Source organism: Streptomyces sp. GESEQ-4 (assembly GCF_017948455.1).
Taxonomy (GTDB): Bacteria; Actinomycetota; Actinomycetes; order Streptomycetales; family Streptomycetaceae; genus Streptomyces.
Window position 1 is genome coordinate 1 of record NZ_JAFFSU010000001.1, and the last position, 24300, is coordinate 24300.

A 24300-nucleotide genomic window follows, 5' to 3' on the forward strand; every position below is an offset into this window, starting at 1 on the left:
GGGGGGGGGGAGGGGGGCGGGAGAGGAGCGGAGAGGGGGGCGGCGCGGGCCGGGGGGGGCCGGCCAGCGGCGCGGGGGGGGGGGCCGGGGGGGGGGGGGGGGCGGTGAGGCCCCAATCAGCCCCAGGGAATCGGCGGAGGGCGGCCCGCCGGTACGCCGGGCCGTCCTCGCCATGGATGTCGTCAGTCCGCGGTCTGCGCCGGATCGGCCGTCACTCTGCGCAGCAGGGGCCGGCTGCCGCTGATGGCGGCGAACATGGCCAGCGCTCCGACGGCCACGCACACGATCAGCTGGATGAGGCCCGACGTGTTGATCGTGGCCCCGACCAGCTTGTTGAGCTGATACGAGCCGTACATGCCCATCGCGGTGGTGCCGCCGGCCAGCACGACCAGGGGCAGCACCGTCTCGCGGACCCGGGCCCGGTCCAGCACCTTCAGCGGCGTGCCCGCCAGGCGCAGCAGGCCGTAGACGCGGCGCCGGTCCAGGACGTTCGCGGCGGCGGTGAGACCGGCGGAGGCGGTCGCCAGGACGAAGCTCATGGCCAGTGTCGCGGTGCTGACCTGGGCGATGCGGTCGGTGATCGTGCGGTCGCTCGCCGTCGCGTAGTCCTTGGTGTACGGCAGGTGGCCCGAGCCGAGGGAGGACAGGACGGTGACGGCGGTGTCCATCCGCTCCGTGCCGCCGGAGACATGGGCGACCACGCCGGGGCTGCCACCCAGCAGGCTGTCATAGTCGTCGGCGCTGACGACCGTGACCTTCGCGGTGACGCCCGCACGGTCCAGCAGAGTGCGGGCCTCGACGGCGGTGTGCCGGGACTCGGTGGCGTTCGCGGTGATCACGGCCACCTGGTCGCCGTAGTTCGCGTCGCCGAAGCTCAGCATGCTGACGGAGAAGAACCCGGCCGCGAAGCCGGCCAGCACCAGACCGCTGACGGTGCGCCAGGCGCCCCGCGGGTCGTCACTGAGCCTGCGGGCGGCCAGCAGGGTGGCCGGACGGCGGGCGAAGCGGCCCGCGAGCCGGCCCAGCTGGTCCACGACCCAGGGGCCGAACAGCCAGAACGCGCCGTAGAAGACGAGCAGCATGACCAGCAGCTGTCGGCTGGTGACCTCGCCTCCCGTGGACACCCAGATGTAGCCCAGGGCAGCCACGAAGGCGACCAGGCGGATCAGCCGGGTCCGCCGGGGGTTCGCCTGCTGGGCGACCCCCAGGGGTGAGGTCGCCACCTGACGCAGCATCGACACGGCACTGACCGTGATGAGTGCGGTGACCGCCAGCACGACCGCCGCGAACCACCCCGGTCCGACCCAGAGTTGGCCTGTGTACCAGCTGCCGACGCCGTACGGGATCTCGGCGAGGGCGGGCAGCAGGGCGACGTAGGCGAGCGCGCCCGTCAGCGCTCCGAGCGCACCGACGCCGGCCGCCTCCACGGCGGTCATGCCGATGATCTGCCGTGGGGTCGCCCCGGCCAGTCGCAGGGCGGCGAGCCGCTGTTCGCGCCGGGCCGCGCCCAGTCGTCCGGCCGCCGCGGAGAGCACCACCACGGGCATCGCCAGCAGAACCACGCCGAGCAGCGCGGTCGTCCTGTCCCCGATCGTGAAGAAGGTGGCCTTGATCCCGGAGAACCCGGAGATCACGGCCCGCCCGGCCTGGTCCTCGTCCCACCAGCTCGCGCCCTCCGCGGCGGCCTGCGACATCGCGCGGTCGGACGGCGCCCGGCCGACCACGGCGACCAGCTCGTCCGGCGAGGCGAGACCGGCGGCGCCGATCGTGCCGTAGGACTTCACCTCGGGGAAACGGTCGGCCAGTTGGTTCGCGGGCAGCTTGTGCAGCAGTTCGGCGAGGGTGGGGGAGACATACACCTCGCCCTGCTTCGGGAAGGTGTCGAGACCGGGCGGGGCCGGGGTCGCGGGGCGGCCGGGCAGCTGGGCGAGCGACACGACGGCGAGGGGTTCGCCGCGGACGTACGTCGTGGCGAGCGCCTGGACGGCCGTGCCGTTCCTGGCGGGCTCGGGGGTGCGCCAGGTGGTGTGGTCGGCGCGGGTGCCGGAGCCGACGGTGGCGGCGATCATCACCAGCATCACGAAGGCGCCGACGGCGGCGGCCCCGGCGGCCAGCAGATGGCTCTGCAGGCCGCGGCGACCGGAAGCCTTGGCCAGATGGAAGGTCAAGGGCAGGACGGGGGAACGCATTTCGGCATCTCCGCTGAGAAGAGAAGAGAAGAGAAGAGGGGGATCAGGCGACCGTGTACTGGCTGTGGCCGCTGACGCGGCCGTCGCGGACCTGGAGGACGCGGTCGCAGTGGGCGGCGACCTCGGCATCGTGCGTGACCATGACCAGGGCGGCGCCCTGGGCCCGGGTGACCGAGGTGAGCAGCTGGATGACCTCCGTGCTGGTCGCCTGGTCCAGGGCGCCGGTCGGCTCGTCGGCGAAGACCACGTCCGGTTCGACGGCCAACGCCCGGGCGATGGCGACCCGCTGGGCCTGACCGCCCGACAGCTGTCCGGGCCGGCGCTCTTCCAGACCGTCCAGGCCCAGCGGCGCGAACCAGCGCCGGGCCCGCTCGACGGCCTCCTTGCGCGGGGTGCCCTCCAGCATCAGGGGCAGGGCGACGTTCTCCTGGGCGGGCAGCTCCGGGAGCAGCTGGCCGAACTGGAACACGAAGCCGAACCGCTTGCGGCGCAGCTCACTGAGACGGTTCTCGCCCAGCTGGTCGATGCGCTCCCCACGCAGCAGCACCTGTCCGCCGTCGGGACGGACGATCCCCGCGAGGACATGCAGCAGCGTGGACTTGCCGGACCCGGACGGCCCCATGATCGCCAGCGAATCACGCTCGCCGACCTGAACGTCCACACCCGCGAGCGCGGTCGTGGCACCGTACTTCTTGACGAGGCCGTGCCCGGCCAGAACGGTTTTCATGATGTGAGTGGCTCCTCTGTTGTCGATCATCTGCGGCGCCGTCGTGGCTGGTCGCGCAGTTCCCCGCGCCCCTTCGGGGCGCTTCAGCGCTCGAACTTCCACGTGACGGAGTCCCCCGTGGCCCTGACCACGGAGACCGGTATCTCGACGGACGAGCCGTCCGACTTCTTCCCGGAGCAAGTGACCGTCGCGCCCGCCACCGCCTTCAGCCCGGTCGCACACCGCACGTCGTGGACCTTCACGCCGATGAGCGGAATCGGGTGGTACTTGCTCTGCACCCGGCCCGCGACGATGTTCGAGGACAGGGCCTTCTGCCCGTCCACCTGCACGGTGTTGTAGGTGTCCAGCGCGGTGGTCGACTCGGTGCCGGAGAGCGCGTACACACCGACACCGGCGACACCGAGCACGGCGGACGCGCCGCCGACGACACCGATGATGAACTTGCGCTGCATGAGAACTCCTGGGAGCTGAAGGGGAGGAAGTGGCTCCACCCTCGCCCGCGCACCCGGCCCCGCGCCTCGGCCATAAGGTCGGCGTCCGCGATGGCCCCCTCGGCCGATCGGCCGATGTCGTGCCGCGGGGGCACGCCCCACCGTGATCGGCAAGAAGGCACCCGGCAGGCCGCCCTGGCGTCACTCCCACTCACGGCTGTTCAATGAGGCTGCACATACGCCACCGGGAGAGGAGCCCTCAGTGTCACCAGCAGCCGCTCCGCCCGTCGGCGCCCGTATCCGGCAGGTGCGTCTGGAGCGCGGGATGAGCCTGCGGTCGCTGGCCCGCGAGATCGGGGTCTCGGCGAGCCTGGTGTCGCAGATCGAGACGGGCAAGAGCCAGCCGTCCGTCAGCACGCTGTACGCGATCACGACAGCGCTCGGCATCACCGTCGAGTCCCTCTTCGAGGCACGGGAGTCCGTGCCGCACATCGCGGCGGGCGCCGCCCCCGGCACCGTCCTGCACGCCCTCGCCGCCTTCGCCGCCGACCCGGGCCGGCGCATCGGCCCGCTGGTCACGCCCGGCGAGCGGGAGACGTTGGAGCTGGACTCGGGGGTCGTCTGGGAGCGTCTCGGCCATGTGCCCGGCACGGACGTGGACTTCCTGCTGGTGACCTACCGGCCCGGTGGCTCCTCCTCCGGCTCCGGCGGTCTGATGCGGCACACGGGCACCGAGTACGGCTTTCTCACCTCGGGTGAACTCGTCCTCACCCTGGGTTTCGACGAGTACCCGCTGCGCCCCGGCGACGCCGTCTGCTTCGAGTCGACGACACCGCACCGCTACCGCAACGATGGAGAGGAACCAGCCGTCGGCGTATGGTGTGTGTTCAGTAGCACTTGACACTTCCGGCGGGTGGTCGTTCACTCCGAATCGGGGGTGGTCGCCATGGCGATCCGCACTTTCGGACCCAATGCCGTCGACTGGGAAGAGCGCGTCGACCTGGACCGGCTGCGCAAGCAGCGCCTGGCCCGGCTCAACGAACAGCTGAACCGCTCCGAGCTGGGCGCGCTGCTCAGCTTCGACTTCGCCAACATCCGCTATATGACGGCCACGCACATCGGCACCTGGGCGATGGACAAGCTGATCCGCTTCGCCCTGCTGACCCGCGGCGGCGAGCCGGTCGTCTGGGACTTCGGCTCCGCGGCCCGCCACCACCAGCTCTACAACCCGTGGCTCGACTACAGCGACGGCAAGGGCGGCCCGCCCACCGGCGCCCGCGCCGGCATCTCCACCCTCCGCGGCGCCTTCCACCCGGACGCGGGCATAGCCGAGGACGTCGCCCGGAAGATCGCCGCCGAGCTGCGCGAGCACGGCCTGGCCCAGGAACCCCTCGGCATCGACGTCGCCGAGATGCCCATCCTCGCCGCCCTGCGCGCCGAAGGCATCGACGTCGTCGACGGCCAGCAGGTCTTCCTGGAGGCCCGCCGCATCAAGACCGGCGACGAGATCTCCCTGCTCACCCAGGCCTGCGCGATGGTCGACGCGGCCTACGAGGAGTTGTACGGCTATCTGCGCCCCGGCGTGCGCGAGAACGAGTGCGTCGGCGTCGTCAGCAAGGTCCTGTACGACCTCGGCAGCGAGTACGTCGAAGGCGTCAACGCCATCTCCGGCGAACGCTGTTCACCGCACCCGCACGTCTACAGCGACCGCCTGATCCGTCCCGGCGACCCCGCCTTCTTCGACATCCTGCACAGCCACCTCGGCTACCGCACCTGCTACTACCGCACCTTCGCCGTCGGCAGCGCCTCCCGCGCCCAGCGCGACGCCTACGTCCGCTGCCGGGAGTACATGGACGAGGCGATCTCCCTGGTCCGGCCCGGCGCCACCACCGCCGACATCGTCCAAGTGTGGCCGCGCGCCGAGGAGTTCGGCTTCGCCGACGAGACAGCGGCCTTCGCCCTGCAGTACGGCCATGGCGTCGGCCTGTCCATCTGGGAGAAGCCGATCTTCAGCCGGCTGGTCTCGCTCGACCATCCCGAAGTCCTCGAAGAGGGCATGGTGTTCGCGCTGGAGACGTACTGGCCCGCCGCCGACGGCTGGTCCGCCGCCCGCATCGAGGAGGAACTGGTCGTCACCGCCGACGGCTGCGAGGTCATCACCAAGTTCCCGGCGGAGGAACTGCTGGTGGCGGGACGCAAGTACTGGACGGTGGGCGGCGAGCTCAACACGCGCCGTGAGGCACAGTCCCACCTGAACACGGGGACGGCCGATGGACGGCACTGAACTCCTCGCCCGGTACGAGCAGATGGCCGTCATCCGCCGTACGGAGAAGGCCGCCCACGACCTGTTCCTGCACGGCCTGGTCAAGGGCACCACCCACCTCGCCGCCGGACACGAGGCGATCGCCGTCGGCGCGAGCGCCGCCCTGCACGCCGACGACTACGTGTTCGCCACCTACCGCGGTCACCACCACGCCCTGGCCCGCGGCGCCACCCCCGAGGAGTGCCTCGCCGAACTCATGAGCCGGGCCACCGGGCTGTGCAAGGCCAAGGGCGGCTCGATGCACCTCACAAAGGCGGCCACCGGCATGCTCGGCTCGTACGCCATCGTCGGCGCCCATCTGCCGATGGCGGTCGGCGCGGCCTGGTCGGCCCGGTTGCGCGGTACCGACCAGATCGCGGTGGCCTTCTTCGGCGACGGCGCGACCAACATCGGCGCCTTCCACGAGGCGCTGAACCTGGCGGCCGTATGGAAGCTGCCGGTGCTGTTCGTGTGCGAGAACAACCTGTACATGGAGTACACGCCGATCGCCGACGTCACGGCGGTGGCACGCCCCGCCGCCGACCGGGCGCCCGCGTACGGCATCCCCGGCGAGGTCGTCGACGGCAATGACGTCGTCGCCGTCCAGGAGATGGTCGAGCGTTTCGCCCGGCGGGCCCGGGCCGGAGACGGGCCCGCCCTCATCGAGGCGCAGACCTACCGTCACTTCGGGCACAGCCGCGCCGACCCGGCGACCTACCGTCCGGCCGAGGAGGTCGAACGCTGGCTCAAGCACGACCCGCTGGACCTCGCCCGCGGCAGGCTCATCGAACTGGGAGTGGCGCCGGAGACGGTCACCGCGGCGGACGAGCGCGCACGAGATGTCGTAGCGAAGGCGGTCGAGGCGGCGAAGGCCGCTCCCGGGCCCGATCCGGGTGAGGCGCTGACCGATGTGTGGGCCGACGGAGGTGCCGCATGGCGGACGTGACAGCCGAACGGGCCGCCGGCGCACGGGAGATCAGCTACCGGGAGGCGGTCGCCGAGGGCATCGCGCGGGAGATGCGGCGCGATCCGGCGGTGGTGTGCCTGGGCGAGGACATCGGTGAGGCAGGCGGGGTCTTCAAGACGACCGTCGGACTGCTCAAGGAGTTCGGGCCGGAGCGGGTGTGGGACACGCCCATCTCCGAACAGGCCATCGTGGGCGCGGCGATGGGCGCCGCGATGACCGGGATACGACCCGTCGCGGAGATCATGTTCTCCGACTTCCTGGCCTGCTGCTGGGACTACCTCGCCAACGAGATACCCAAGGTCCGCTATATGACGGGCGGTCAGGTGACCGTGCCCCTCGTCGTGCGCACGGCCAACGGCGGCGGACTCGGCTTCGGCGCCCAGCACTCCCAGGCCACCGAGAACTGGGCGCTCACGATCCCCGGCCTGAAGATCGCGGCACCGTCGACGCCCGCCGACGTGATCGGCATGATGGCGGCGGCGATCCGCAGCGACGACCCCGTCGTCTTCTTCGAGCACAAGGGCCTGCTGGCGAGCAAGGGCACGCCTCCGCCGCCCGGTCATGTGGTCGACCTGGGAAGCGCCACCGTCGTACGCGAAGGCGCCGACGTGACGCTCGTGGCGCTCGCCTCGATGGTGCCGGTGGCGCTGAAGGCCGCCGAACTGCTGGCGGCGGAAGGCATCCACGCGGAGGTCGTCGACCTGCGCTGCCTCGTCCCGCTGGACGTCGCCACCGTCCTCGCCTCGCTCGCCCGGACCTCGCGGCTCCTGACGGTCGAGGAGAACCCCTACCAGGGCGGCTGGGGCGCCACCCTCGTGTCGGTCGTCGCCGACGAAGGATTCGGTCTGCTGGACGCGCCCGTGCGCCGGGTGGCGGGGGAGTGCGTTCCGCTGCCGTTCGCCGACGCGCTGGAGGAGCAGGTCATCCCCACCGTAGAGAAGGTCGTGGCGGCGGTCCGCAGCCTCGCCGCGTATTGAACACCCCATGGGAGGAAGCACGATGACCGATCGGACACTCCTGCGCGCCGGGCACATCATCTCGATGGACCCCGCCATCGGAGACCTGCCCAAGGGGGACGTCCTCATCGAGGACGGCCGGATCGCGGCGGTGCGGCCGGAGATCGACGCGGACGCCGAGATCCTCGACATGACCGGCCGCATCGTGATCCCCGGCTTCGTGGACACCCACCGCCACACCTGGGAGGCGTCGATCCGCAACGTCGCCCCCGACGCCACCCTCGACGACTACTTCGTCGACATCCTCGACACCTTCGCACCCCTCTACACCCCCGAGGACGTGTACGCCGCCAACCTCGCGGGATCACTGGAGTGCCTGAACGCCGGCATCACGACCCTCGTCGACTGGTCCCACATCAACAACACACCCGCCCACCCGGACGCCGCGATCCAGGCCCTCACGGAGACCGGCATCCGCGCCCAGTACGCGTACGGCAGCGCCAACACCTCGCTCGCCGACTACTGGTTCGACAGCAAGATCGCGGTGCCGGGCGACGACGTACGCCGGATCCGCAGCACCTACTTCGCCTCCGACGACAGCCTGTTGACCATGGCCCTGGCCACCCGCGGCCCCGGCTTCTGCACCAACGACGTCGTCACCGCCGAGTGGGCCCTCGCCCGCGACCTCGGCATCCCGATCACCGTGCATGTGGCGATGGGCCGGCTGGCGGGCCGCTTCGGCATGGTCAAGCAACTGCACGACCTGGGGCTCCTGGGCGCCGACACCACCTACGTCCACTGCTGCTACTTCAGCGAGGAGGAGTGGCAGCTGGTCGCCGACAGCGGCGGTACGGTCTCGATCGCGCCGCAGGTCGAGGTGCAGATGGGGCACGGGTGGCCGCCTGTGATGAAGGCCATCGAGTTCGGGCTGCGGCCGTCCCTGAGCATCGACGTCGTCACCACCGTGCCCGGCGACATGTTCACCCAGATCCGCGCGGCCTTCGGCGCCGAGCGCGCCCGCGTCAACGCCGACTGCTGGAAGGCCAACCTCCCCGTGCCCGACACCATGTTGACGGCACGTCAGATGCTGGAGATCGCGACCCGCAACGGCGCCCACGTCGCGGGCGTCGAGGACCGCACCGGCTCCCTGACCCCCGGCAAGCGCGCCGACATCGTCGCGATCGACGCCACCGCGCTGAACGTCGCCCCGGTGCACGACGCGGCGGCCGCGGTGACGCTGTCGGCGGACGTCTCCAACGTCGACACGGTCATCGTCGACGGCGTGATCCGCAAGCGCGACGGCCGCCTCGTGGCCGACGTCGACCGGGCCCGCCGACTGGTCCAGGAGTCCCGCGACCGGCTCCTGGCCGCCAAGGAGGCGAAGAGCGCGGCATGACCATGCACCTGGTGCGCCGGGCCGCCGACGTCCCCGAGCCGCCGTACGACGAACTCGGCCATCGGCGGCGGACGTTGGTCGGTGAGGACGACGGCAGCGTGCACACCGGCTTCGGCCTCTGCGAGATACGGCCGGACGGCCGGGTCGCCGCCCATGTGCACTCGTACGAGGAGAGCTTCCACGTGCTCGACGGCACCGTGATCCTCGACGTGCCCGAGGGGTCCTGCCTCCTCGAAGAGGGCGACTACGGCCTCCTCCCCGCCGGCGTCCCGCACGCCTGGCGCGGCGCCGGGGACACGGGTGGACGCTGGGCCGACATGCTCGCCCCGGTGCCGCGGGCCCGCTACGGCTACGACACCCAGGCGGTGCCCGCGCTGCCGGCACGCGATCCCGTCCGCATCGACGTCCGTGACCCGCGCACCCGGTCGCTCGGACACTTCGAGCCCGGGCAGATGGACCCGGGAAAGCAGTCCCAGGACCTGCTCGCGGTCTCGGCGAGCATGCGCACCGCACTCCTCGTCTACAGCGGCATCACCGTGAAGATGATGGTCGACAGCGACCTGGGCGCGGTCGCCTCGACGATGTTCATGGTGCAATACGCGCCCGACGGCGTCGCGGGCAGCCACGACCACCCCTTCGAGGAGACGTATCTGATCCTCGAAGGCGTCGTGGACGCGACGTTCGACGGTCTGCGGTATCGGCTGGTTCCAGGCGACTGCGCCTGGGCAGGCGCAGGATGTGTGCACGGATTCTCCAACGCCGGTACGGGACCCGTGCGTTGGCTGGAGACGCAGGCACCGCAGCCGCCGGTGCGCCACTCCTACCGGTTCACGCGGGACTGGGACTATCTGAGGGAGGTATTGGGGTCATGAACAGCGTCCTCGTCGTCGGCGGTACGTCAGGCATCGGCCGCGAGTTCGCGCGGATGCGCGCGGAACGCGGGGACGAGGTCGTGATCACCGGCCGCGACGCCCACCGTTCCGACACGCTGGCCAAGGAGATCGGCGCGGCTCGCGGCCTCGCCCTGGACCTGTCGCGGCCGGGCGAGATCGCCGCGGCGCTGGCCGACGTCGGCCGCGTCGACCATCTGGTGCTCGCCGGGGTCACCCGCGACGACAACCTGGTGGACGAGTACGACATCGATGCCGCACTGAACCTGGTCACGCTGAAGCTGGTCGGCTACACGGAGGTCGTGCACGTCCTGCGGGGACGGCTGCACGACGACAGCGCCATCGTGCTGTTCGGCGGACAGGCCAAGGAACGCCCTTATCCGGGGGCCACGACGGTGGCGGCCGTCAACGCCGGGATGACCGGCCTGATGCGCGCCCTCGCGGTCCAGCTCGCCCCCGTCCGCGTCAACACCGTCCATCCCGGCGTGGTGGGCGACAGCCCGTACTGGCTGGCCAAGCCGGAGAAGGTGTTGGCGGCCCTGCGCACCGAGACACCCACCGGACGGCTCGCCACGATGGCGGACGTGGCGGACGCCGTGGACTTCCTGCTGCGCAACCGGTCCGTCAACGCCGCGGAGTTGAGCGTGGACGGGGGCTGGCTGCTGGGCTGAGGGTGACTGCCCTGCTCATGCCTTCAGCGGGTCGTGGCCGACGGACATCAGCCGATGCCGACGGCGGGTCTCCTCCGGCTCCGGCTCGTTCTCGAGATCCGCCTGCGTGTTCACCGTGTCCACCACCTCGTACATCACCTGGATGTCGTCGTCGGTGAGGTCGGTGCGGCGCTTCTGCAGGATCGCCAGCACATGCTGCCCGGTCGGTGAACCGGCGTGTTCGGGAAGCGGTTCGCTCTCCTCGGCGGCGTCACTGACCCGGAGCCAGGCGGCCAGTTCCTGCGAGGTCATGTTCACCACGCGGTGGAACTCGTCCCACAGCGTGTCGAGTTCAAGGGCGTCAGTCATCATGCGCCTCTTCCTTGCGTGCTCTCTCGCCCGTCTCTCGCCCGTCAGTCGCGCGGCCAGTTCTCGGCGTCGAACATCCACCGCTGCTTCTCCAGCTCGCGGGTGATGCCGATCAGTAGATCCTGGGTGACCGGATCCGCCTTCTCGGTCGCGTCGATACGCTCGCGCAGCCGTCCGATGGCGGACTCCAGCGCGTCGACGAGCAGTTGGACGACGTCCGTGTCCCGCAGCCAGCCGTCCTTCGGGCCGGGCAGCGTGAACGCCGAGGCGATCGTCTCGGGCCGGCCGTCCGGCGGCAGACCGAGCGCCGCGGCCCGCTCGGCGACCGTGTCGGCGTAGCCGCGTGCCGCCGTCACCACCTCGTCGAGCTGAAGATGGATCGAACGGAACCGTGGGCCGACGACGTTCCAGTGCGCCTGCTTCCCGATCAGTGAGAGCCCGAGCAGATCCACGAGCGTGCTCTGCAGCGCCTCCCCGGCGATCCCGCGGGCCGGTTCGGGCAGCGTGCTCTTCACGACGGTCATGACGTGCTCCTCCTTGCGGCGTGGCGTCTGCTTCTACGGAGCAGTCGACGGCGTTCGTCCTCACCGGTGCCGCCCCAGACGCCCGAGGTCTGGCCGTTGTCCAGCGCCCACGTCAGGCACTCCTCGGACACCGGACAGCGAGCACAGACGCGTTTGGCCTCCGCGACGTCCCGCAGCGCCGGTCCGGACGTGCCCACCGGGAAGAACAGCTCAGGGTCCTCTCCCGCACAGGCTGCATTGCCCAACCACTCCATGCGGGCGCGGGTGCCCAGGGCGAACTGGTGCAAAACACAAGGCCCGGTCTCCCGTGAGTTCGTGCTCGCCGGGACCATAAGGCGAGACGGTCCTTACGGCACCGGTTAGCTGCAACTAGCATCGGCCTCCGCATGGACACGATGACGCTCTGGCACATAACCGGCTGGGAGTTCGCCGCCCTCGCCGCCGCGGCCCTCCTCGTCGGCTTCTCGAAGACCGCGGTGAGCGGCGCCAACACGGTCAGCCTCGCGATCTTCGCGGCGGTGCTGCCGGCCCGCGCCTCCACCGGCGTACTGCTGCCGGTCCTGATCGCCGGCGATGTGCTCGCCGTCCTCACCTACCGGCGGCACGCCCACTGGCCCACGCTGTGGCGGCTGTTCCCCGCGGTCGCCGCGGGTGTCGTCGGCGGCACGCTGTTCCTGATGTGGGCGGACGACGGGATCGTCCGGACCTCGATCGGGGCGATCCTGCTGATGATGGCCGCGGTGACGGTGTGGCGGCGGCGCAAGGCCGACGCGGAGGCGGAACTGCCGGACTCGGTCGTCACCCGCTCCGGCCGGATCAAGGCCCGCTCGTACGGCGTCCTCGGCGGCTTCACCACGATGGTCGCCAACGCGGGCGGCCCGGTGATGTCGATGTACCTCCTCTCCGCGGGCTTCCGCAAACTCGGCTTCCTGGGCACCTCCGCTTTCTTCTTCCTGATCGTCAACGTGTCCAAGGTCCCCTTCAGCGTCGGCCTCGGCCTGATCGACGCCCACTCGCTGCTCCTCGACGCCGCACTCGTCGCGTTCGTCGTGCCCGGCGCGTTCATCGGCAAATGGGCGGTGGACCGCATCAACCAACGGCTCTTCGAGCAGCTGGTGATCGCGGCGACAGTACTGGGCGGCCTGCAACTGCTGCTGCGCTGAGCGCCCCGTAAGGGGCGCGGGGAACTGCGCGACCAGCCCCCACCGGCCCGCGGATTTGTCACCGTTCTTCCAGCGGAGCGCCCAGCACCCCCGTGAGCCCGGCCCGCTGCGCCGCCAGTACGTCGGACTCGATGTCGTCGCCGATCATCAGCGCCTCGCCCGCACCCGCCCCCAGCCCCGCCAGCGCCGACGCGAAGAACGCGGCCGACGGCTTCCCGGTCACCTCGGCCTCGACCCGCGCGGCCTTCTCCAGGCCGACCAGGAAGGCCCCCGCGTCCAACTGCAGCCCGCCCTCGGTGCGCCAGTACAGATTGCGGTGTATGGCGACCAGCCGCGCCCCGCGCTGGACGTACCCGAAGGCCCGGTTCAGCGCCGCATAGCCGAACTCGGGACCGGCGCCGCCGACGACATCCGGGACGGTGTCCGTGTCCGCCTCGTCCAGCACCTCCACACCTCCGAGGTCCTCCCGGATGTCCCCGCTGTTGAGCAGCGCGCACCGTGCCCCCGGACAGTGCTCGGCGAGATACGCGGCGGTGACCGCGGGCGCGGTCAGGATGTCGTCGGCGGACACCGGAAACCCGGCCTCCACCAGCGTCCCCGCGATCGACGCCCGGGTCCTGGACGTCGTATTGGTGACCAGCGCGACCGGCAGACCCGCCGCCCGGATCTCCCGCAGCGCCTCGACCGTCCCCGGCAGCGGCTGCCAGGAGACGGTGAGGACTCCGTCGATGTCGATGAGCACGGCGCGTACGGATGCCATGTCCGTGACGATAGCGATCGAGCCGCCGGGCGCATCTCAGGGAGCGATCCCGACACCCTCGACCTTGCTCCAGGCATTCTCCCGCGCGGCCGTCATAGCGGGCCAGCGCAGCCCGCCGGGCCGGGGCTCGACTCGTGAGGCGTACGGCGAGGGGCGGAAGTCCGGATCGTAGAAACAGCCGGTGCCATACGTCCGGTCGAACGCGGCGCACGTCGCCGACACCGACCCCGGGCTCGGCTTCCGCCCCGAACGCACCCAAGTATCCAGCACGGCAAGGGAGTTGGCGTACTCCGCGGCACTCAGCTCGCTGTGCTCCTGCTCCCGCGTGAACGTCTGCACCAGATAGCGGTCCCGGCCGGCGCCCTGAAGCGTCGCCCGGTACGCCGCCTCGTGCTCGACGAACGCCGTCGGGTCGTCGATCGCGTGCAGCGTCAGCACGGGGATCGTGACCTTGCCGGTGAGGTCGCTGTCGTACGACAGATCGCGTACGGCGGTCGGGTCGGCGCCGAACCGCTCGACTCCGGCGTTCAGCGCCACGTCGTCATGCGACCCGGAGTACCGCACCCCCCGGTTGCCGAACGGGTTCCGGCCGCCGAGACGGTCGTGCACGATGTCGCGGAAGGTGAAGGTCGCGAACCGCAGATGCGACTCCAGGGCGCGCTCCGGGATCTTCGTGACGCCCAGGATGTCGTCGAGATTGCGCTGCTGCTCCGGGGTCCGGTCGGGCGGGGCGGAGGCGTAGCCGGTGCACTCCTGCAACCGCGCCCGCAGCCCCGCGGCCGTCATGGCCGAGTCGGCGCGCAGCCCCTGCCACAGCGGATACCCGGGTTCGCTGGGGCGCGGATGGTTGCGGCAGTAGTACTGGTAGACCACGCGCAGGTCGACGCGGTAGTCGTAGCCGCGGGAGCCGCCCGCGAGAACGCCGTTGGTGAGCAGCGCACCGTCGTACGGCCCGCGCCGGGTGCCGTACGTCTCCACCACCTTGGCGGCCACGTTCCCGCCCCACGACTGACCGTGCACATACGTCCGCCGCGGCTCGCCGAACTCCCCGACGAACAGCCGCCGTACGTTCTCGGTGTCGGCGGCGGCCATCCGGGTGCCGTAGCCGCCGCGGCGGTACGACGACCCCGCCCACGCGTACCCCTCGTCGACCAGCACCGACCAGCGGCCCAGGTCGTCGAGGCTGCGGGCGGGGTCGGAGCCGGTGCCGAGGTCCGGGCCGCCGTGGGAGTGGACGACGAGCGAGCCGTTCCAGTCGTCGGGGACGGCGATGGCGTAGTGGGCGCCTTGGGTGTCCTGGCCGCTGTAGCAACGCGCCCGGTCGGCGAGGCCGTCCGGGCAGGCGACGGCGGCCGGGCGGGGCGGGCCCGCCTGGGCGGACGGGGCGGCGGTGAGCGTGCCGGCGGCGACCAGCGCCAGACAGGCGGTGAGTCCCGCCCCTACACAGGACCAGCGGCTGCACGTTCTCGACCTGTACAAGGCACGGCTCCTTGTCCTAGCCGGCGCATCGTCGCGCCGTGCGCCGAGATGCTAGGAAGGCGAGCGGAGCAGGAGAACGGTCCGATCGGTTCTGTTCATAGTGTTCGCACAGGAAGTGGAGTCAGGACGGGAGTTACAAGTGGAGTCAGGACGGGAGTTACGGGGGGCGCGGCCTCGACCGTCCTCGACCGTAGGCTCACCCCATGTCCCCGCACATTCTCGTCCTCGGCGGCACGACAGAGGCCCGCCACCTGGCCGCTGACCTGGCGGCACGACCCGGCGTCCGCGTCACCACGTCGCTCGCGGGGCGCGTGTCGAAGCCGGGCGCGGTCGAAGGGGACGTACGCATCGGGGGTTTCGGCGGCGCGGCCGGCCTGGCCGACTGGCTGCGCGCACACCACGTGGACGCCCTCGTCGACGCCACACACCCGTTCGCCGAGTCGATCACGGCGAACGCGGCGGAGGCGGCAACGGCGACCGGGCTGCCGCTGCTAGTCCTGCGCCGCCCGGGCTGGCAGCAGGGCCCGGAGGACCGCTGGCACCAGGTCACTTCGTCGGCCGCGGCGGCCGACCTGCTGCCCCGCCTCGGCCACCGCGTCTTCCTCACCACCGGCCGACTCGGCCTGGCGGCCTTCGCCCACCTCGCCGACCTGCACTTCGTCGTACGGTCGGTGGACCCGCCCGAGCCACCCATGCCCCCGGACACCGAAGTCCTGCTGTCCCGCGGCCCGTTCACGGTCCCCGACGAGAAAGCCCTGCTGCACGCCCACCGCATCGACGTCCTCGTCACCAAGGACAGCGGCGGGCAGGCCACCGCGGCAAAACTCACGGCCGCCCGCGAACTAGCCCTGCCGGTCGTGGTCGTACGACGCCCGCCCTTGCCGCGTGGCGTGGATGCGGTGCGCGATGTGGCGGGGGTGTTGGAGCGGTTGGGTTTGGGCGGGGGGTGACGGAGGTCGGGAGAGGTGCTGTTGGAGTGGGGGCTGATGGAGTGGGGCCGCGTCTTCTCAGCGCGCCGTTGGGGTGGCTGGGGCTTCGGGAGGTTGCCGGCCCGGCCCGGTCAGGCCCGGCCCGGTCAGGCCCGGCCCGGGCCGGTCAGGCCCGGTCAGGCCCGGTCAGGCCCGGCCCGGCCCGGTCAGGCCCGGCCCGGCCCGGTCAGGCCCGGCCCGGCCCGGCCCGGTCCGGCCCGGTCAGGCCGTCCCCGCTCGGCGTTTGCCGTTTGCCGTTCTCCGTGTGCCGTTCGCCCTACGACTCCTTCGGTCCCCGGCGCCGCAGCAGATACGTGTCCATGATCCAGCCCTTGCGCTCCCTGGCCTCGGCACGCAGCCGCTCGATGCGGGGGGCGGCCTCGGCGATCGGGCCGGAGGCGAGGATCTCGTCGGGTGTGCCTATGTAGGCGCCCCAGTAGATGTCCATGTCCTGGTCGGCGTACTGCCGGAAGACCTGGTGGGCGTCGAGCATCACGACCACGTCGTCCACGCCGTCCGGGAAGCCCTCGGCGAGCCGCCGCCCGGTGGTGATCTGCACGGGCCGCGCCACCCGGTTCAGCCCCGTCCGGTGCCGGGCGACGAGCGCCGAGACGCTGCTGATGCCCGGCACGACGTCGTACTCGAAGGCCACCGCGCCCCGCTCCAGCACCTCCTCGAGAATCCCGAGCGTGCTGTCGTACAGCGCGGGGTCGCCCCACACCAGGAACGCGCCGCTCTCGTCCTCGCCCAGGTCCTCGACGATCATCCGCTCGTAGATGTCGGAGCGGGCGCTGCGCCAGTCACCGACGGCGGGGGAGTACGCCGACCCGCCCGCGGACCGGTCCCGCTCCGGGTCGCGCGCCGCCACCACCCGATACGTCCCCTCGGGCACATGTGCGTCGAGTATGTCCCGGCGGAGCTGGACCAGGTCGGACTTCACCTCGCCCTTGTCCAGGACGAAGAACACGTCCGTGCTCCGCAGCGCCTTGACGGCCTGCAGGGTCAGCTGGTCGGGGTCGCCAGCGCCGATACCGATGACATGAATCTTTCGCACGCCCCCGAGTCTGCCGCACGCCACTGACAACGCATGCGGCACCTCCTACGAGCCCCTGCTGACCCCTGCTGACCCCTGCTGACCCGTGAGGAACCCCTGCTGAGCCCCGGCTACGAGCCTCCGCGCAGCCGAGGCGCCCGCGCCCCGGCGTCGACGGCCACCCCGTCCCGCTCCACGTCGCCCGCCAACTGCCGCGCCCAGGCCACGACACCGGCGAGATCCATCCCGTGAGGCCGCGGCTCCCCGGAGCCCGACGCCCACTCCTCGACGGCCCCGGCCCCACGCCGCAGCAGCCGCACCCCGCCCGTGAGATTCCCGCGGGCCGTGTGGGTGAGCCCGACGGCGAGCTGGGCCAGCCCCCGCCACAGCGCGCGCTCCGACGCGGGACCCGATTTCCAGGCGTCCTCGAATACCTCGTGCGCATGGAACGGCTTCCCCGCATCCAGCAGCTCCTGCGCCTCGGCGACGGTCCGCGCCGGGCTGCGCACGACCCCCTCCGGCTGCCGCGCCACCCCTTCCGCGCCGTACGGCAACGGCCGCCCGAGCCCGTCCCGCGGCCGGGCATTACGTGCCCGCCCCTCATGATCCCGGTCCCGCGCCCCGACCGGTCCTCCCGAAGATGTACTGCCCATACCTCGATTCTGCCCCGCCCCATCCCCTTTCGGCGCCACCCCCGACGTGCGGTAAAGTTCTGTCTCGCGCGCTCACGCGGATCACCGCGAGACAGCGCACCGGGACGTGGCGCAGCTTGGTAGCGCACTTGACTGGGGGTCAAGGGGTCGCAGGTTCAAATCCTGTCGTCCCGACCAGCTTTGATGCAGGTCGGAGGCCGTTCTCTCGTTTACGGGAGGGCGGCTTTTCGCGTGCCCGGAGGGCTGGTGGTCGCAGGCCGAATCTGGGGACGGCAAAGATCGCTACCGCTGAGCTCGAGGACTACGCGTGAAAATTGATGTTAGGGATGCGGTGTGAGGGGGGCTTCAGTGCTGTTGGCCCATGTGGTGTCGAATTGTTGGAGGGCGATGGCGTAGAGGAGGCCGGGTGCCCGTGCGTACAGGCAGGGCGAGTTCCGGCCGTGCGCGTTGTCGCTGTAGAAGGTGAGGTAGGCGGCCTTGTCGGTGGCGACGACGCGGCATGTGTGGGGGAGGTTGTAGCGGCGCAGTCGGATGCCGGGTTGTGTGTGAGCGGCTTGGGTGAGGTAGTCGATGTTGGCTCGGACCTGGCTTCTGAGGAGGTCAGGGGTGAAGCCCGGGTCGAAGTGAGCGACATTGTGGGAGCGGCGGTCGAGCCAGGAATCGTGGGGTGTGTCGGGGTCGGGGAGCAGGATCTGGACGGATGCGGGTGAGATGGTGCCCGACCACAGGGGAGCGAAGGCTTCGCGGGTGAGTATGTTGCCGCGTCCTGCCATGACTTTGACCCATTGGGCGCGGGCGAGGTCCTGGCGCATGGACTGCTCTGCGGAGGCTTGGCGGCGGTAGAGACGCTGGAGTCCCGTGCCGGTGAACCAGGAACAGGCGGCGGTGAGCCACCACAGAGGGCGTGCGGCGCGCAGGAGGCTGAGGGCGAGCAGGAGGGAGCTGGTGGCGAGGGAGCTGAGGATGCCGAGCAGGAAGACGTTCATGCTGGGGCTCCGGTGGTGGGAGGTCTCCTTGGGCTGTGCCGGCGCTCGGAGCTGGGTCTTCAGAAGTAGGGGAGCAGTCGGCTGAGGACGTGGGCGGCGTTGCGTGCGGCAAGTTCGTGGTGGCTGTGGCCCTTGTGTTCGTCTGCGTTGTCGGATACGCCGCGGATGACGATCCAGCCGGGGTTGGTTGTGCCGTGGACGGAGTTTTCCTGCCAGTACTGGCTGAGGCCGCCGGCTTCCATGTCGACGGCGAGGACTTTTTCGTGGTACGTGGTGAGGTAGGTGCGGATGTCGCTGGCCCGGTCGGCGATGACGGCTTCGCCGGACCCGATGACTCCGGGGTAGACCTCGTACTGGTCGCCTGCGTGAGCGGTCATTTGGCCGTTGATGCGAGCCGGTGTCCCGTGGTCGGTGAAGTAGGCGTTCACGGCGTGGACGATGTGCGCCGGCGCTTGTCGGTGTTCTCCGCGGCGGCTGGTGTCTTGAGGATTGATCTTGCGGTTTTCGTAGTAGACGACGTCGGTGGAGACGATGACGTTGCCGATTCGGGCGTGGTCATCATGGATGCCTCCGGCGATGCCGACGAGGGCCCACAGACGGGGTTTGTAGTGGCGGCGTAGGTTTTCCAGGGCGGCCATGGTGGATCGCTGGCCCTGGCTTTGGGTCTGCGTGGCCACGATGCGCAACGTGGCGTCCGAGACGGTGCGTTCGCCCTCGTAGAAGTAGAGGCCGCTGGGTGTCTTGTGGCGGTGGAGTTTTAACGCGTCGATGACGGAACGGAGTTCCTCACTGAGGATGGTGACGATCCCGAGGTCCCACGGGATGCCTGCTTCGGTGGTGGGCTCGGCCGAGGGCAGAGGGGCGGTAGTGGAGGCTTGCGCCTTCTCTCCGATGGCGATGGTGCTGAAGGTGTTGTTGTTGCCGCGGCTGATGATGCCTTTGTTGATGGTCATGTGGCTGCTCCGTTGTCGGCCTGTGCGGGCTGGTTCGCGGAGACGTTGACCTGAGCTGCGTCTCCTACGGCATTGTTGGTGAAGCTGTTGTTGTCGCCGAAGTTGAAAATTCCGCTGTTGATTATCTTGAGTGCGCGGTCGTTGAAGCCGGACGTATCGACGCCCCTGTCCTGGAGGAAGTCGCTGGCCGCGCTGAGAAGGCGCTGCTCTATGGTTTTCATGCGTCCGAGGATGTCGCTCTTTTCCAGTTGGACCTTGGTCCAGGTCTGGGACGACTCCTCCCGTATGCTCACGCGGCTGCCGATGAGGATGTTGCGGATCCGGGTCCTGGTGAGGTCCCGGGGCAGGACGGCGGCCTTGGCCACCCTGTAGAGGTATCGCAAGACCCGCCATGAGTACTGGATGTCGGTGGGGAGCGCGCCCAGTTCGTTGAAAGCTGCCCAGATGACGGCCGCAGCACCGTGGTGGCCGAACTCTTCACCCCGCTGGAATGAGCGCGGTGTGTGGGCGAGTACGCATGCTGCCGTGGACAGGCTCAGGGTGCGTCCCTGCAGGCTGACGTGCAGCAGGACGGTCGCGACGAATTCGGACCCGTCGGCGGGTGTGATGATTTCGAGGAAGTGGTGCTGCTTCGATTCCGGCGTGTCGATGATGGAGCGCAGGTCGCTGCGGGTGAAGTGGTGTGGAAGGAGCGACCGGTCGACGGCGACATCGGTCTCGGCGACGTAAACACGGTCCCGGACCTCGGCAGGCAGCCGGACGTCGCGGCTGTCGGCGTTCAGCGGCAGAACGGCTTCGCGTAAGTATTCGACGAGTTCGTGTGCCTTGAAGGGTGGCACCGCGTGCTCACGCTCGTGCAGCGGTTCGTCGTCGGACTCGGCCCGCAGCAGTTGGATGCTCATCGGCGGGTTCCACTGGTAGACGAGTTCGCCCGCTCCGATGAACGGCGATTCGTCACCGAAGAGCGTGAACTTGGTGAGGTCGTCGTCCTCGTCGTCGCTGTGTCGGGTTCGGCGGTACACGGCGCACATGTGGTGCTGCTGGCGGTCGGCTGCCCGCTGGCGGCCGGACAGGCGGGAGGGGCGCAGGGCAGGTGTGCGCAGTATGCGGTTGAGGATCAACTGGCGTGTGGCGCCGACAGCCAGGTAGACGAGTGTGAGCGCCGCCGTCAGCAGGAGCGCCGCCAGTGCCTGCCGGGGATAGAGGAGGCCGATGGCCAGGATGGTCAGGGCCAGCCACAGTGCGGCCGTGGTGACGCGTTTGACTACGCGTGCTTTGGGCGTGGTGACGCGCGGGAGGAGAAACCTGAGGAGATAGCGATGAGCTCGTAAGGGATCCGGGATGCGACGTCGGGACCTGCCGGCCGCCATCGACTGGCTGTCGACGCCTCGCAGTATTACGGCCAGACGCAGCAGCAACAGGAGACCGAAACCGCTGGCAATGAGGATGGCCGCAGGAACGCTTCCGGTGAACAGGGGACCGGCTATCGCGGCGATGACCGTGGTACGGGCGAGGGCTCTGAGCGTGGCAGCACGCCATGCGTGCTGCATGACCGGGACAATGTCGAAGCCGTGGGAAGGGGCGACCCTGCGGTGCGGCGCGGTGCAGACCTCGTCGATCACAAGGTCACGGAAACGTTCGTCCACGTACACGCCGGCACACAGATGACGGGTGGCGGCCGTGGGTTCGAGCGTTGTCTCCTGTGCTGGTGGCGCGTCGGACGTGGTCATGTCCTACCCCCGGCTTCTACAGTTATGGTTGCTGTGACCATAAGTGTCGGCGGAGTTTAAGTCAATGAGACCTTTAGGGGTGCGGGTGGACGACTGGCTGAAAGACTCAGACGAGGTCGGACCCTCCTGGCTGACCGTGGATCTCGCGATCTTCACCCTCAGAGACGACCAGCTGATGGTCCTCTTGGTCGAGCGCGGCCTGGAGCCCTTCCAGGGCATGCCCGCCATGCCCGGAGGATACGTACAGAAGAACGAAACTCTGCGTGACGGCGCCCTGCGCGAGCTGGCGGAAGAGGCCGGCATCGACGGCAGCCGCCTGCACCTGGAGCAACTCGGCGCCTACGCGGACCCAGGACGGGACCCACGGGGCAGAGTGGTGACGGTCGCTTACCTCGCACTGGGGCCGAACTTGCCGGCCCCCGTCGGAGGGACCGACGCCGCACGTGCTTTCTGGGCCCCCGTGGCGCGCCTGGAGGATGGCACGCTCGGCTTGGCGTTCGACCATCAGGCCATCCTGGAGGAGGCCCTGGAAGAGATTCGCCGGAAGATCGAGTACACCGCTGCGGCCACCGCCTTCTGCGGGGAGACGTTCACGCTCAGAGACCTGCGCACGGTGTATCAAGTGATTTGGGGCCAGCAATTGGATCCGAGCAACTTCCGCCGCAAGGTGCTCAACACCACGGGATTCGTGCAGCCCACGGGAGATCAGTGGCTGCCCCCCATCGGCCGTCCAGCCGCCCTCTACCGCCGTGGACAGGCATGGCTGCTCAATCCGCCCCTGTTGCGTGCCGCAACCTTCGGTCAACGAGACTGAGGCCGCTCCGGTCGCGAAGGCGGCCAGACGCCAGTCAGTCGCGAGCTTGGCCAGCGTTCGACAGAAGCCCCATCTCTCGACGATGCGCTGACCGAGATGGGACTACTGATCTCTTCGGGGTGTTGTCGGGGGTGACGTGTGCTGATCCCTGCGGTAGACCGGTGGTAAGTGGTATGCGCAGGGTGGCGGGCTGACCGCAGAGCGGCGGCGGTTTCGGGAGCGGATCCGGTAGGGGGCGGGTGAGCGGTTCGCTCGTGGTGAGAAGAACGTGGTGATCGCGAAGGATCCGCGGGTCAGTGAGCGGTCGGTGGAGCGCTGGCGGCGGGCTTGGCGGCGGGGCGGGATGGATGCCCTGGCCTCTGCGGGGCCGCCGAAACTGCCCAAGCTCTCCGATGGTCAGTTCGCCGAGTTGGAGAAGGAGTTGGCGCGCGGGCCGGCCGTGCATGGCTGGAAGGACCAGCGGTGGACCGTGGCGCGGATCAGAGCGGTGATCGCCTTCAAGTTCCAGGTCGCCTGCTCGATGGTGGCGGTGTGGCGGAAGAAGGATGTGTGGCCGCAGGTGGAATGACTGCGGCGGCGCTGGGGGCTTACCTGGTCTTCGAGGACGAGGCCGGGTTTGCGATGAGGGCCCTGTTGTCGTACGACGAGAACTCTCTTTTGTTGTGCAGCGATCTGCGGCGCGCGCGCCTCCCAGAAGGTCATGGGTTCGTTCAGCAGGGTGCCGTCCCCGTCCGCGAGACGTCCGCGCAATCCCTCCGGCTCCACCCCTTCGACCAGGACGAACCGGTAGAACGTGCGGTTGTTGCCCGGGGCCGGCTCCGCGAACTACGCCAGGTCGCCCGGGTCGAGCCCGGCCGTCGGACTGGGTGCCTCACCCGCATGCCCGCCCCTCGGCGTGGACAGTAGCTCCCGGCCCCGCTCCGGGGTCAGCAGTGGCCCGAGCACGGGGTCGGCCACCCACCCCAGGGGCGCCAGGTGGTCCGGTCCCAGCGGCTCCCACAGGGGCAGAGCACTTATCAGTGTCCGCCATGCCTCGTCGGTGTCTCCCCACCGCGCAAGCTCCCGCGCCCGCTCGACCGCTTCCCCGAACGGTCCGGCCGCCGTGTACCGGTACGTTCCGTCCCTCACCTGGTCCAGCGTCGCGTAAGCCAGTGACACCAGGTCGTCGTCGGCGCCCCGCAGATGGAACGTCAGCGTGGAGTCGTCCCGGTACGAGTGCGTCGCGTGCTCGGCGACCAGCGGTGGCAGCAGCTCGGGAGCGTACTGCGGATCCGTCACCATGCCGTCGAAATACACCATGTAGGTCTGTCCGAGCAGGCGGCGGATCTGGTCGCGCAGCCCGGCGGCCCGCGGTCTGCCGAACTCCCTGGCCTCGTCCAGCGTCTTTGCGGCCCGTTCCCAGCCACCGCGCAGCGCCTCCAGCCGGGTCGCGTCCACCTGAGCGTCCAGCTTTCGCGTCGTGTCGTTGGCGAACACCGGCTCCCCGTCGCTCGGATGCGCCTGCAGGCTGTGGAACTCCCGGTACATGTCCCGCATGAACTCAAGGAAGTTCGCGTGCCGCTCGGGTGGCGCGGCCCGCCAGCTCGCCCACGTGTAGACGGCCCACTCACCGTCCCCGTCCACGTCCTCGGGATCCATGAGCACGTGGGTGATGTCGGACTCGACGTCGAGCTGCAGCCCGCGACGCCAGATGTCCACCTCCCGCCGCTCCTCGGGCCCAGCGTCGTCGTCCAGGTACTCCTCGAACATGTCCGCGAGTCCCGACTCGTTGTTGTGTCAGCGCGCATCCTCGGTCCCCGCCAGCAGCCACACGAACCCGCCTGCGTGCCGCCACCCGTCGCTGACCTTGAGGAACTCCCGGTACGACGGGGGCATCCGACAGCCGAGGCGCCGTTCCATGGCTGCGATCCGCTCCGCGGATGCGGGCGGGAACCCCAGCCACCTTGTCCGCCGCGCGGTCTCGTCGTCCTCGCTCTGTGTCTTGTTGTCCGGCAGGGAATCCGCCCACTCCCCGCTCCACCTGAGCAGGAAGGACCGCCAGTCGAATGCCGTGGTCTCCGTCATGCGCCCGATGGTGTCACCCGCCACTGACAGTGCTCCGCTGCTTGCTGCGGCCAACGGGACTCTCGCACGCGCCCGGCACGGCTGGTTGTGCCGGCATGCGTGCCCCAGTGCACGGGCGAGGATCGCTATCTCGTAGCGCACGATCTGCCCATGCCGGAAGCGGTAGAGCCGACGGTGGTCGCTCACGTCGAAGCGGTTCTCGAAGCCGTCCGCGAAGGACCGAGGGCGCCCGTCCAGTGCGGTGGCCACGAAGAGGGTTACTGGCTGAGACGTGCGGGTTGCGCGGCCGGCCTCGC

Annotated in this window: 24 protein-coding genes, 1 tRNA gene and 1 pseudogene; 12 read left to right on the forward strand and 14 right to left on the reverse strand. The window is 70.0% G+C overall.

The window, feature by feature from the left end:
• Positions 1-182 precede the first annotated feature (182 nt).
• The 3 genes from KCH48_RS00005 to KCH48_RS00015 form a co-directional block, all read right to left on the reverse strand.
• Positions 183-2189 carry an FtsX-like permease family protein gene (locus tag KCH48_RS00005; RefSeq protein ID WP_210569067.1) on the reverse strand — a complete coding sequence of 669 codons (2007 nt, stop codon included), beginning with the start codon at positions 2187-2189 and terminating at the stop codon, positions 183-185.
• 43 nt (positions 2190-2232) lie between these two features.
• A complete protein-coding gene (locus KCH48_RS00010; protein ID WP_210569069.1) occupies positions 2233-2916 on the reverse strand; it encodes an ABC transporter ATP-binding protein in 684 nt (227 codons plus the stop codon).
• Between the two features lie 83 nt (positions 2917-2999).
• A complete protein-coding gene (locus KCH48_RS00015) occupies positions 3000-3368 on the reverse strand; it encodes a DUF4333 domain-containing protein (protein WP_210569071.1) in 369 nt (122 codons plus the stop codon).
• Positions 3369-3609: 241 nt separating this feature from the next.
• Between KCH48_RS00015 and KCH48_RS00020 the strand changes: the two genes are divergently transcribed.
• The 7 genes from KCH48_RS00020 to KCH48_RS00050 are packed head-to-tail and all read left to right on the forward strand — an operon-like array spanning position 3610 to position 10529.
• Positions 3610-4248, forward strand: a complete 639-nt coding sequence (locus KCH48_RS00020) for a helix-turn-helix domain-containing protein (protein ID WP_210569072.1) — start codon at positions 3610-3612, stop codon at positions 4246-4248.
• 45 nt (positions 4249-4293) lie between these two features.
• Positions 4294-5631, forward strand: a complete 1338-nt coding sequence (locus KCH48_RS00025) for a Xaa-Pro peptidase family protein (RefSeq protein ID WP_210569074.1) — start codon at positions 4294-4296, stop codon at positions 5629-5631.
• Entirely contained in the window at positions 5618-6595 is a 978-nt protein-coding gene (locus KCH48_RS00030; protein WP_210569080.1) for a thiamine pyrophosphate-dependent dehydrogenase E1 component subunit alpha, read from the forward strand. The genes KCH48_RS00025 and KCH48_RS00030 overlap by 14 nt, the downstream gene beginning before the upstream one ends.
• Positions 6583-7593 (forward strand): alpha-ketoacid dehydrogenase subunit beta, encoded by a 1011-nt coding sequence (locus KCH48_RS00035; RefSeq protein ID WP_210569082.1) that lies wholly within the window; start codon positions 6583-6585, stop codon positions 7591-7593. The genes KCH48_RS00030 and KCH48_RS00035 overlap by 13 nt, the downstream gene beginning before the upstream one ends.
• Positions 7594-7615: 22 nt before the next feature.
• Complete coding sequence (locus tag KCH48_RS00040; protein WP_210569084.1) at positions 7616-8968, forward strand: amidohydrolase family protein; 1353 nt, start codon at positions 7616-7618, stop codon at positions 8966-8968.
• On the forward strand, positions 8965-9840 hold the full coding sequence (locus KCH48_RS00045) for a cupin domain-containing protein (protein ID WP_210569085.1): 876 nt from the start codon (positions 8965-8967) through the stop codon (positions 9838-9840). The genes KCH48_RS00040 and KCH48_RS00045 overlap by 4 nt, the downstream gene beginning before the upstream one ends.
• Positions 9837-10529 carry an SDR family oxidoreductase gene (locus tag KCH48_RS00050; RefSeq protein ID WP_210569087.1) on the forward strand — a complete coding sequence of 231 codons (693 nt, stop codon included), beginning with the start codon at positions 9837-9839 and terminating at the stop codon, positions 10527-10529. Before KCH48_RS00045 ends, KCH48_RS00050 begins: the two co-directional genes overlap by 4 nt.
• Positions 10530-10544: 15 nt before the next feature.
• On the opposite strand, the gene KCH48_RS00055 is transcribed toward KCH48_RS00050, so the two are convergent.
• From KCH48_RS00055 to KCH48_RS00065, 3 genes are read right to left on the reverse strand one after another with little or no spacing between them, the layout of a single operon-like run.
• Positions 10545-10877, reverse strand: a complete 333-nt coding sequence (locus KCH48_RS00055) for a DUF3140 domain-containing protein (protein WP_210570827.1) — start codon at positions 10875-10877, stop codon at positions 10545-10547.
• Positions 10878-10921: 44 nt separating this feature from the next.
• A complete protein-coding gene (locus KCH48_RS00060) occupies positions 10922-11401 on the reverse strand; it encodes a Dps family protein (RefSeq protein WP_210569088.1) in 480 nt (159 codons plus the stop codon).
• A complete protein-coding gene (locus tag KCH48_RS00065; RefSeq protein WP_210570829.1) occupies positions 11398-11655 on the reverse strand; it encodes a WhiB family transcriptional regulator in 258 nt (85 codons plus the stop codon). Before KCH48_RS00065 ends, KCH48_RS00060 begins: the two co-directional genes overlap by 4 nt.
• Before the next feature lie 132 nt (positions 11656-11787).
• On the opposite strand from KCH48_RS00065, the gene KCH48_RS00070 reads away from it, so the two are divergent.
• A complete protein-coding gene (locus KCH48_RS00070) occupies positions 11788-12564 on the forward strand; it encodes a sulfite exporter TauE/SafE family protein (RefSeq protein WP_210569089.1) in 777 nt (258 codons plus the stop codon).
• Between the two features lie 58 nt (positions 12565-12622).
• Here KCH48_RS00070 and KCH48_RS00075 read toward each other — a convergent pair whose 3' ends face one another.
• Together KCH48_RS00075 and KCH48_RS00080 are read right to left on the reverse strand one after the other, a co-directional pair.
• Complete coding sequence (locus KCH48_RS00075) at positions 12623-13324, reverse strand: HAD-IIA family hydrolase (protein WP_210569090.1); 702 nt, start codon at positions 13322-13324, stop codon at positions 12623-12625.
• Between the two features lie 36 nt (positions 13325-13360).
• Complete coding sequence (locus KCH48_RS00080) at positions 13361-14803, reverse strand: hypothetical protein (RefSeq protein WP_246884657.1); 1443 nt, start codon at positions 14801-14803, stop codon at positions 13361-13363.
• Between the two features lie 203 nt (positions 14804-15006).
• Between KCH48_RS00080 and KCH48_RS00085 the strand changes: the two genes are divergently transcribed.
• The gene (locus tag KCH48_RS00085; protein WP_210569091.1) at positions 15007-15753 is read left to right on the forward strand and encodes a cobalt-precorrin-6A reductase; all 747 of its coding nucleotides are present in this window, start codon (positions 15007-15009) and stop codon (positions 15751-15753) included.
• 295 nt (positions 15754-16048) lie between these two features.
• Here KCH48_RS00085 and cobF read toward each other — a convergent pair whose 3' ends face one another.
• Both cobF and KCH48_RS00095 read right to left on the reverse strand, forming a co-directional pair.
• On the reverse strand, positions 16049-16825 hold the full coding sequence (gene cobF / locus KCH48_RS00090; protein ID WP_210569092.1) for a precorrin-6A synthase (deacetylating): 777 nt from the start codon (positions 16823-16825) through the stop codon (positions 16049-16051).
• Positions 16826-16935: 110 nt separating this feature from the next.
• The gene (locus tag KCH48_RS00095) at positions 16936-17457 is read right to left on the reverse strand and encodes a DUF309 domain-containing protein (protein ID WP_210569093.1); all 522 of its coding nucleotides are present in this window, start codon (positions 17455-17457) and stop codon (positions 16936-16938) included.
• A gap of 100 nt (positions 17458-17557) precedes the next feature.
• Here KCH48_RS00095 and KCH48_RS00100 point away from each other — a divergent pair.
• Positions 17558-17634, forward strand: a tRNA-Pro gene (locus KCH48_RS00100).
• Positions 17635-17777: 143 nt separating this feature from the next.
• On the opposite strand, the gene KCH48_RS00105 is transcribed toward KCH48_RS00100, so the two are convergent.
• From KCH48_RS00105 to KCH48_RS00115, 3 genes are read right to left on the reverse strand one after another with little or no spacing between them, the layout of a single operon-like run.
• Positions 17778-18443: a hypothetical protein gene (locus tag KCH48_RS00105; RefSeq protein ID WP_210569095.1), complete on the reverse strand. Its 666-nt coding sequence runs from the start codon at positions 18441-18443 to the stop codon at positions 17778-17780.
• A 59-nt stretch (positions 18444-18502) separates the two neighbouring features.
• Positions 18503-19396: a hypothetical protein gene (locus KCH48_RS00110; RefSeq protein WP_210569097.1), complete on the reverse strand. Its 894-nt coding sequence runs from the start codon at positions 19394-19396 to the stop codon at positions 18503-18505.
• The gene (locus tag KCH48_RS00115; protein ID WP_246884659.1) at positions 19393-21126 is read right to left on the reverse strand and encodes a hypothetical protein; all 1734 of its coding nucleotides are present in this window, start codon (positions 21124-21126) and stop codon (positions 19393-19395) included. The genes KCH48_RS00110 and KCH48_RS00115 overlap by 4 nt, the downstream gene beginning before the upstream one ends.
• 85 nt (positions 21127-21211) lie before the next feature.
• Between KCH48_RS00115 and KCH48_RS00120 the strand changes: the two genes are divergently transcribed.
• Together KCH48_RS00120 and KCH48_RS00125 are read left to right on the forward strand one after the other, a co-directional pair.
• On the forward strand, positions 21212-21940 hold the full coding sequence (locus tag KCH48_RS00120; RefSeq protein ID WP_307840752.1) for an NUDIX domain-containing protein: 729 nt from the start codon (positions 21212-21214) through the stop codon (positions 21938-21940).
• Between the two features lie 268 nt (positions 21941-22208).
• A complete protein-coding gene (locus tag KCH48_RS00125) occupies positions 22209-22508 on the forward strand; it encodes a helix-turn-helix domain-containing protein (RefSeq protein ID WP_246884660.1) in 300 nt (99 codons plus the stop codon).
• A 49-nt stretch (positions 22509-22557) separates the two neighbouring features.
• Here the strand turns inward: KCH48_RS00125 and KCH48_RS00130 are convergent.
• Positions 22558-24004, reverse strand: a pseudogene (locus KCH48_RS00130) (SMI1/KNR4 family protein); the annotation flags it as partial.
• Positions 24005-24300: the final 296 nt, after the last annotated feature.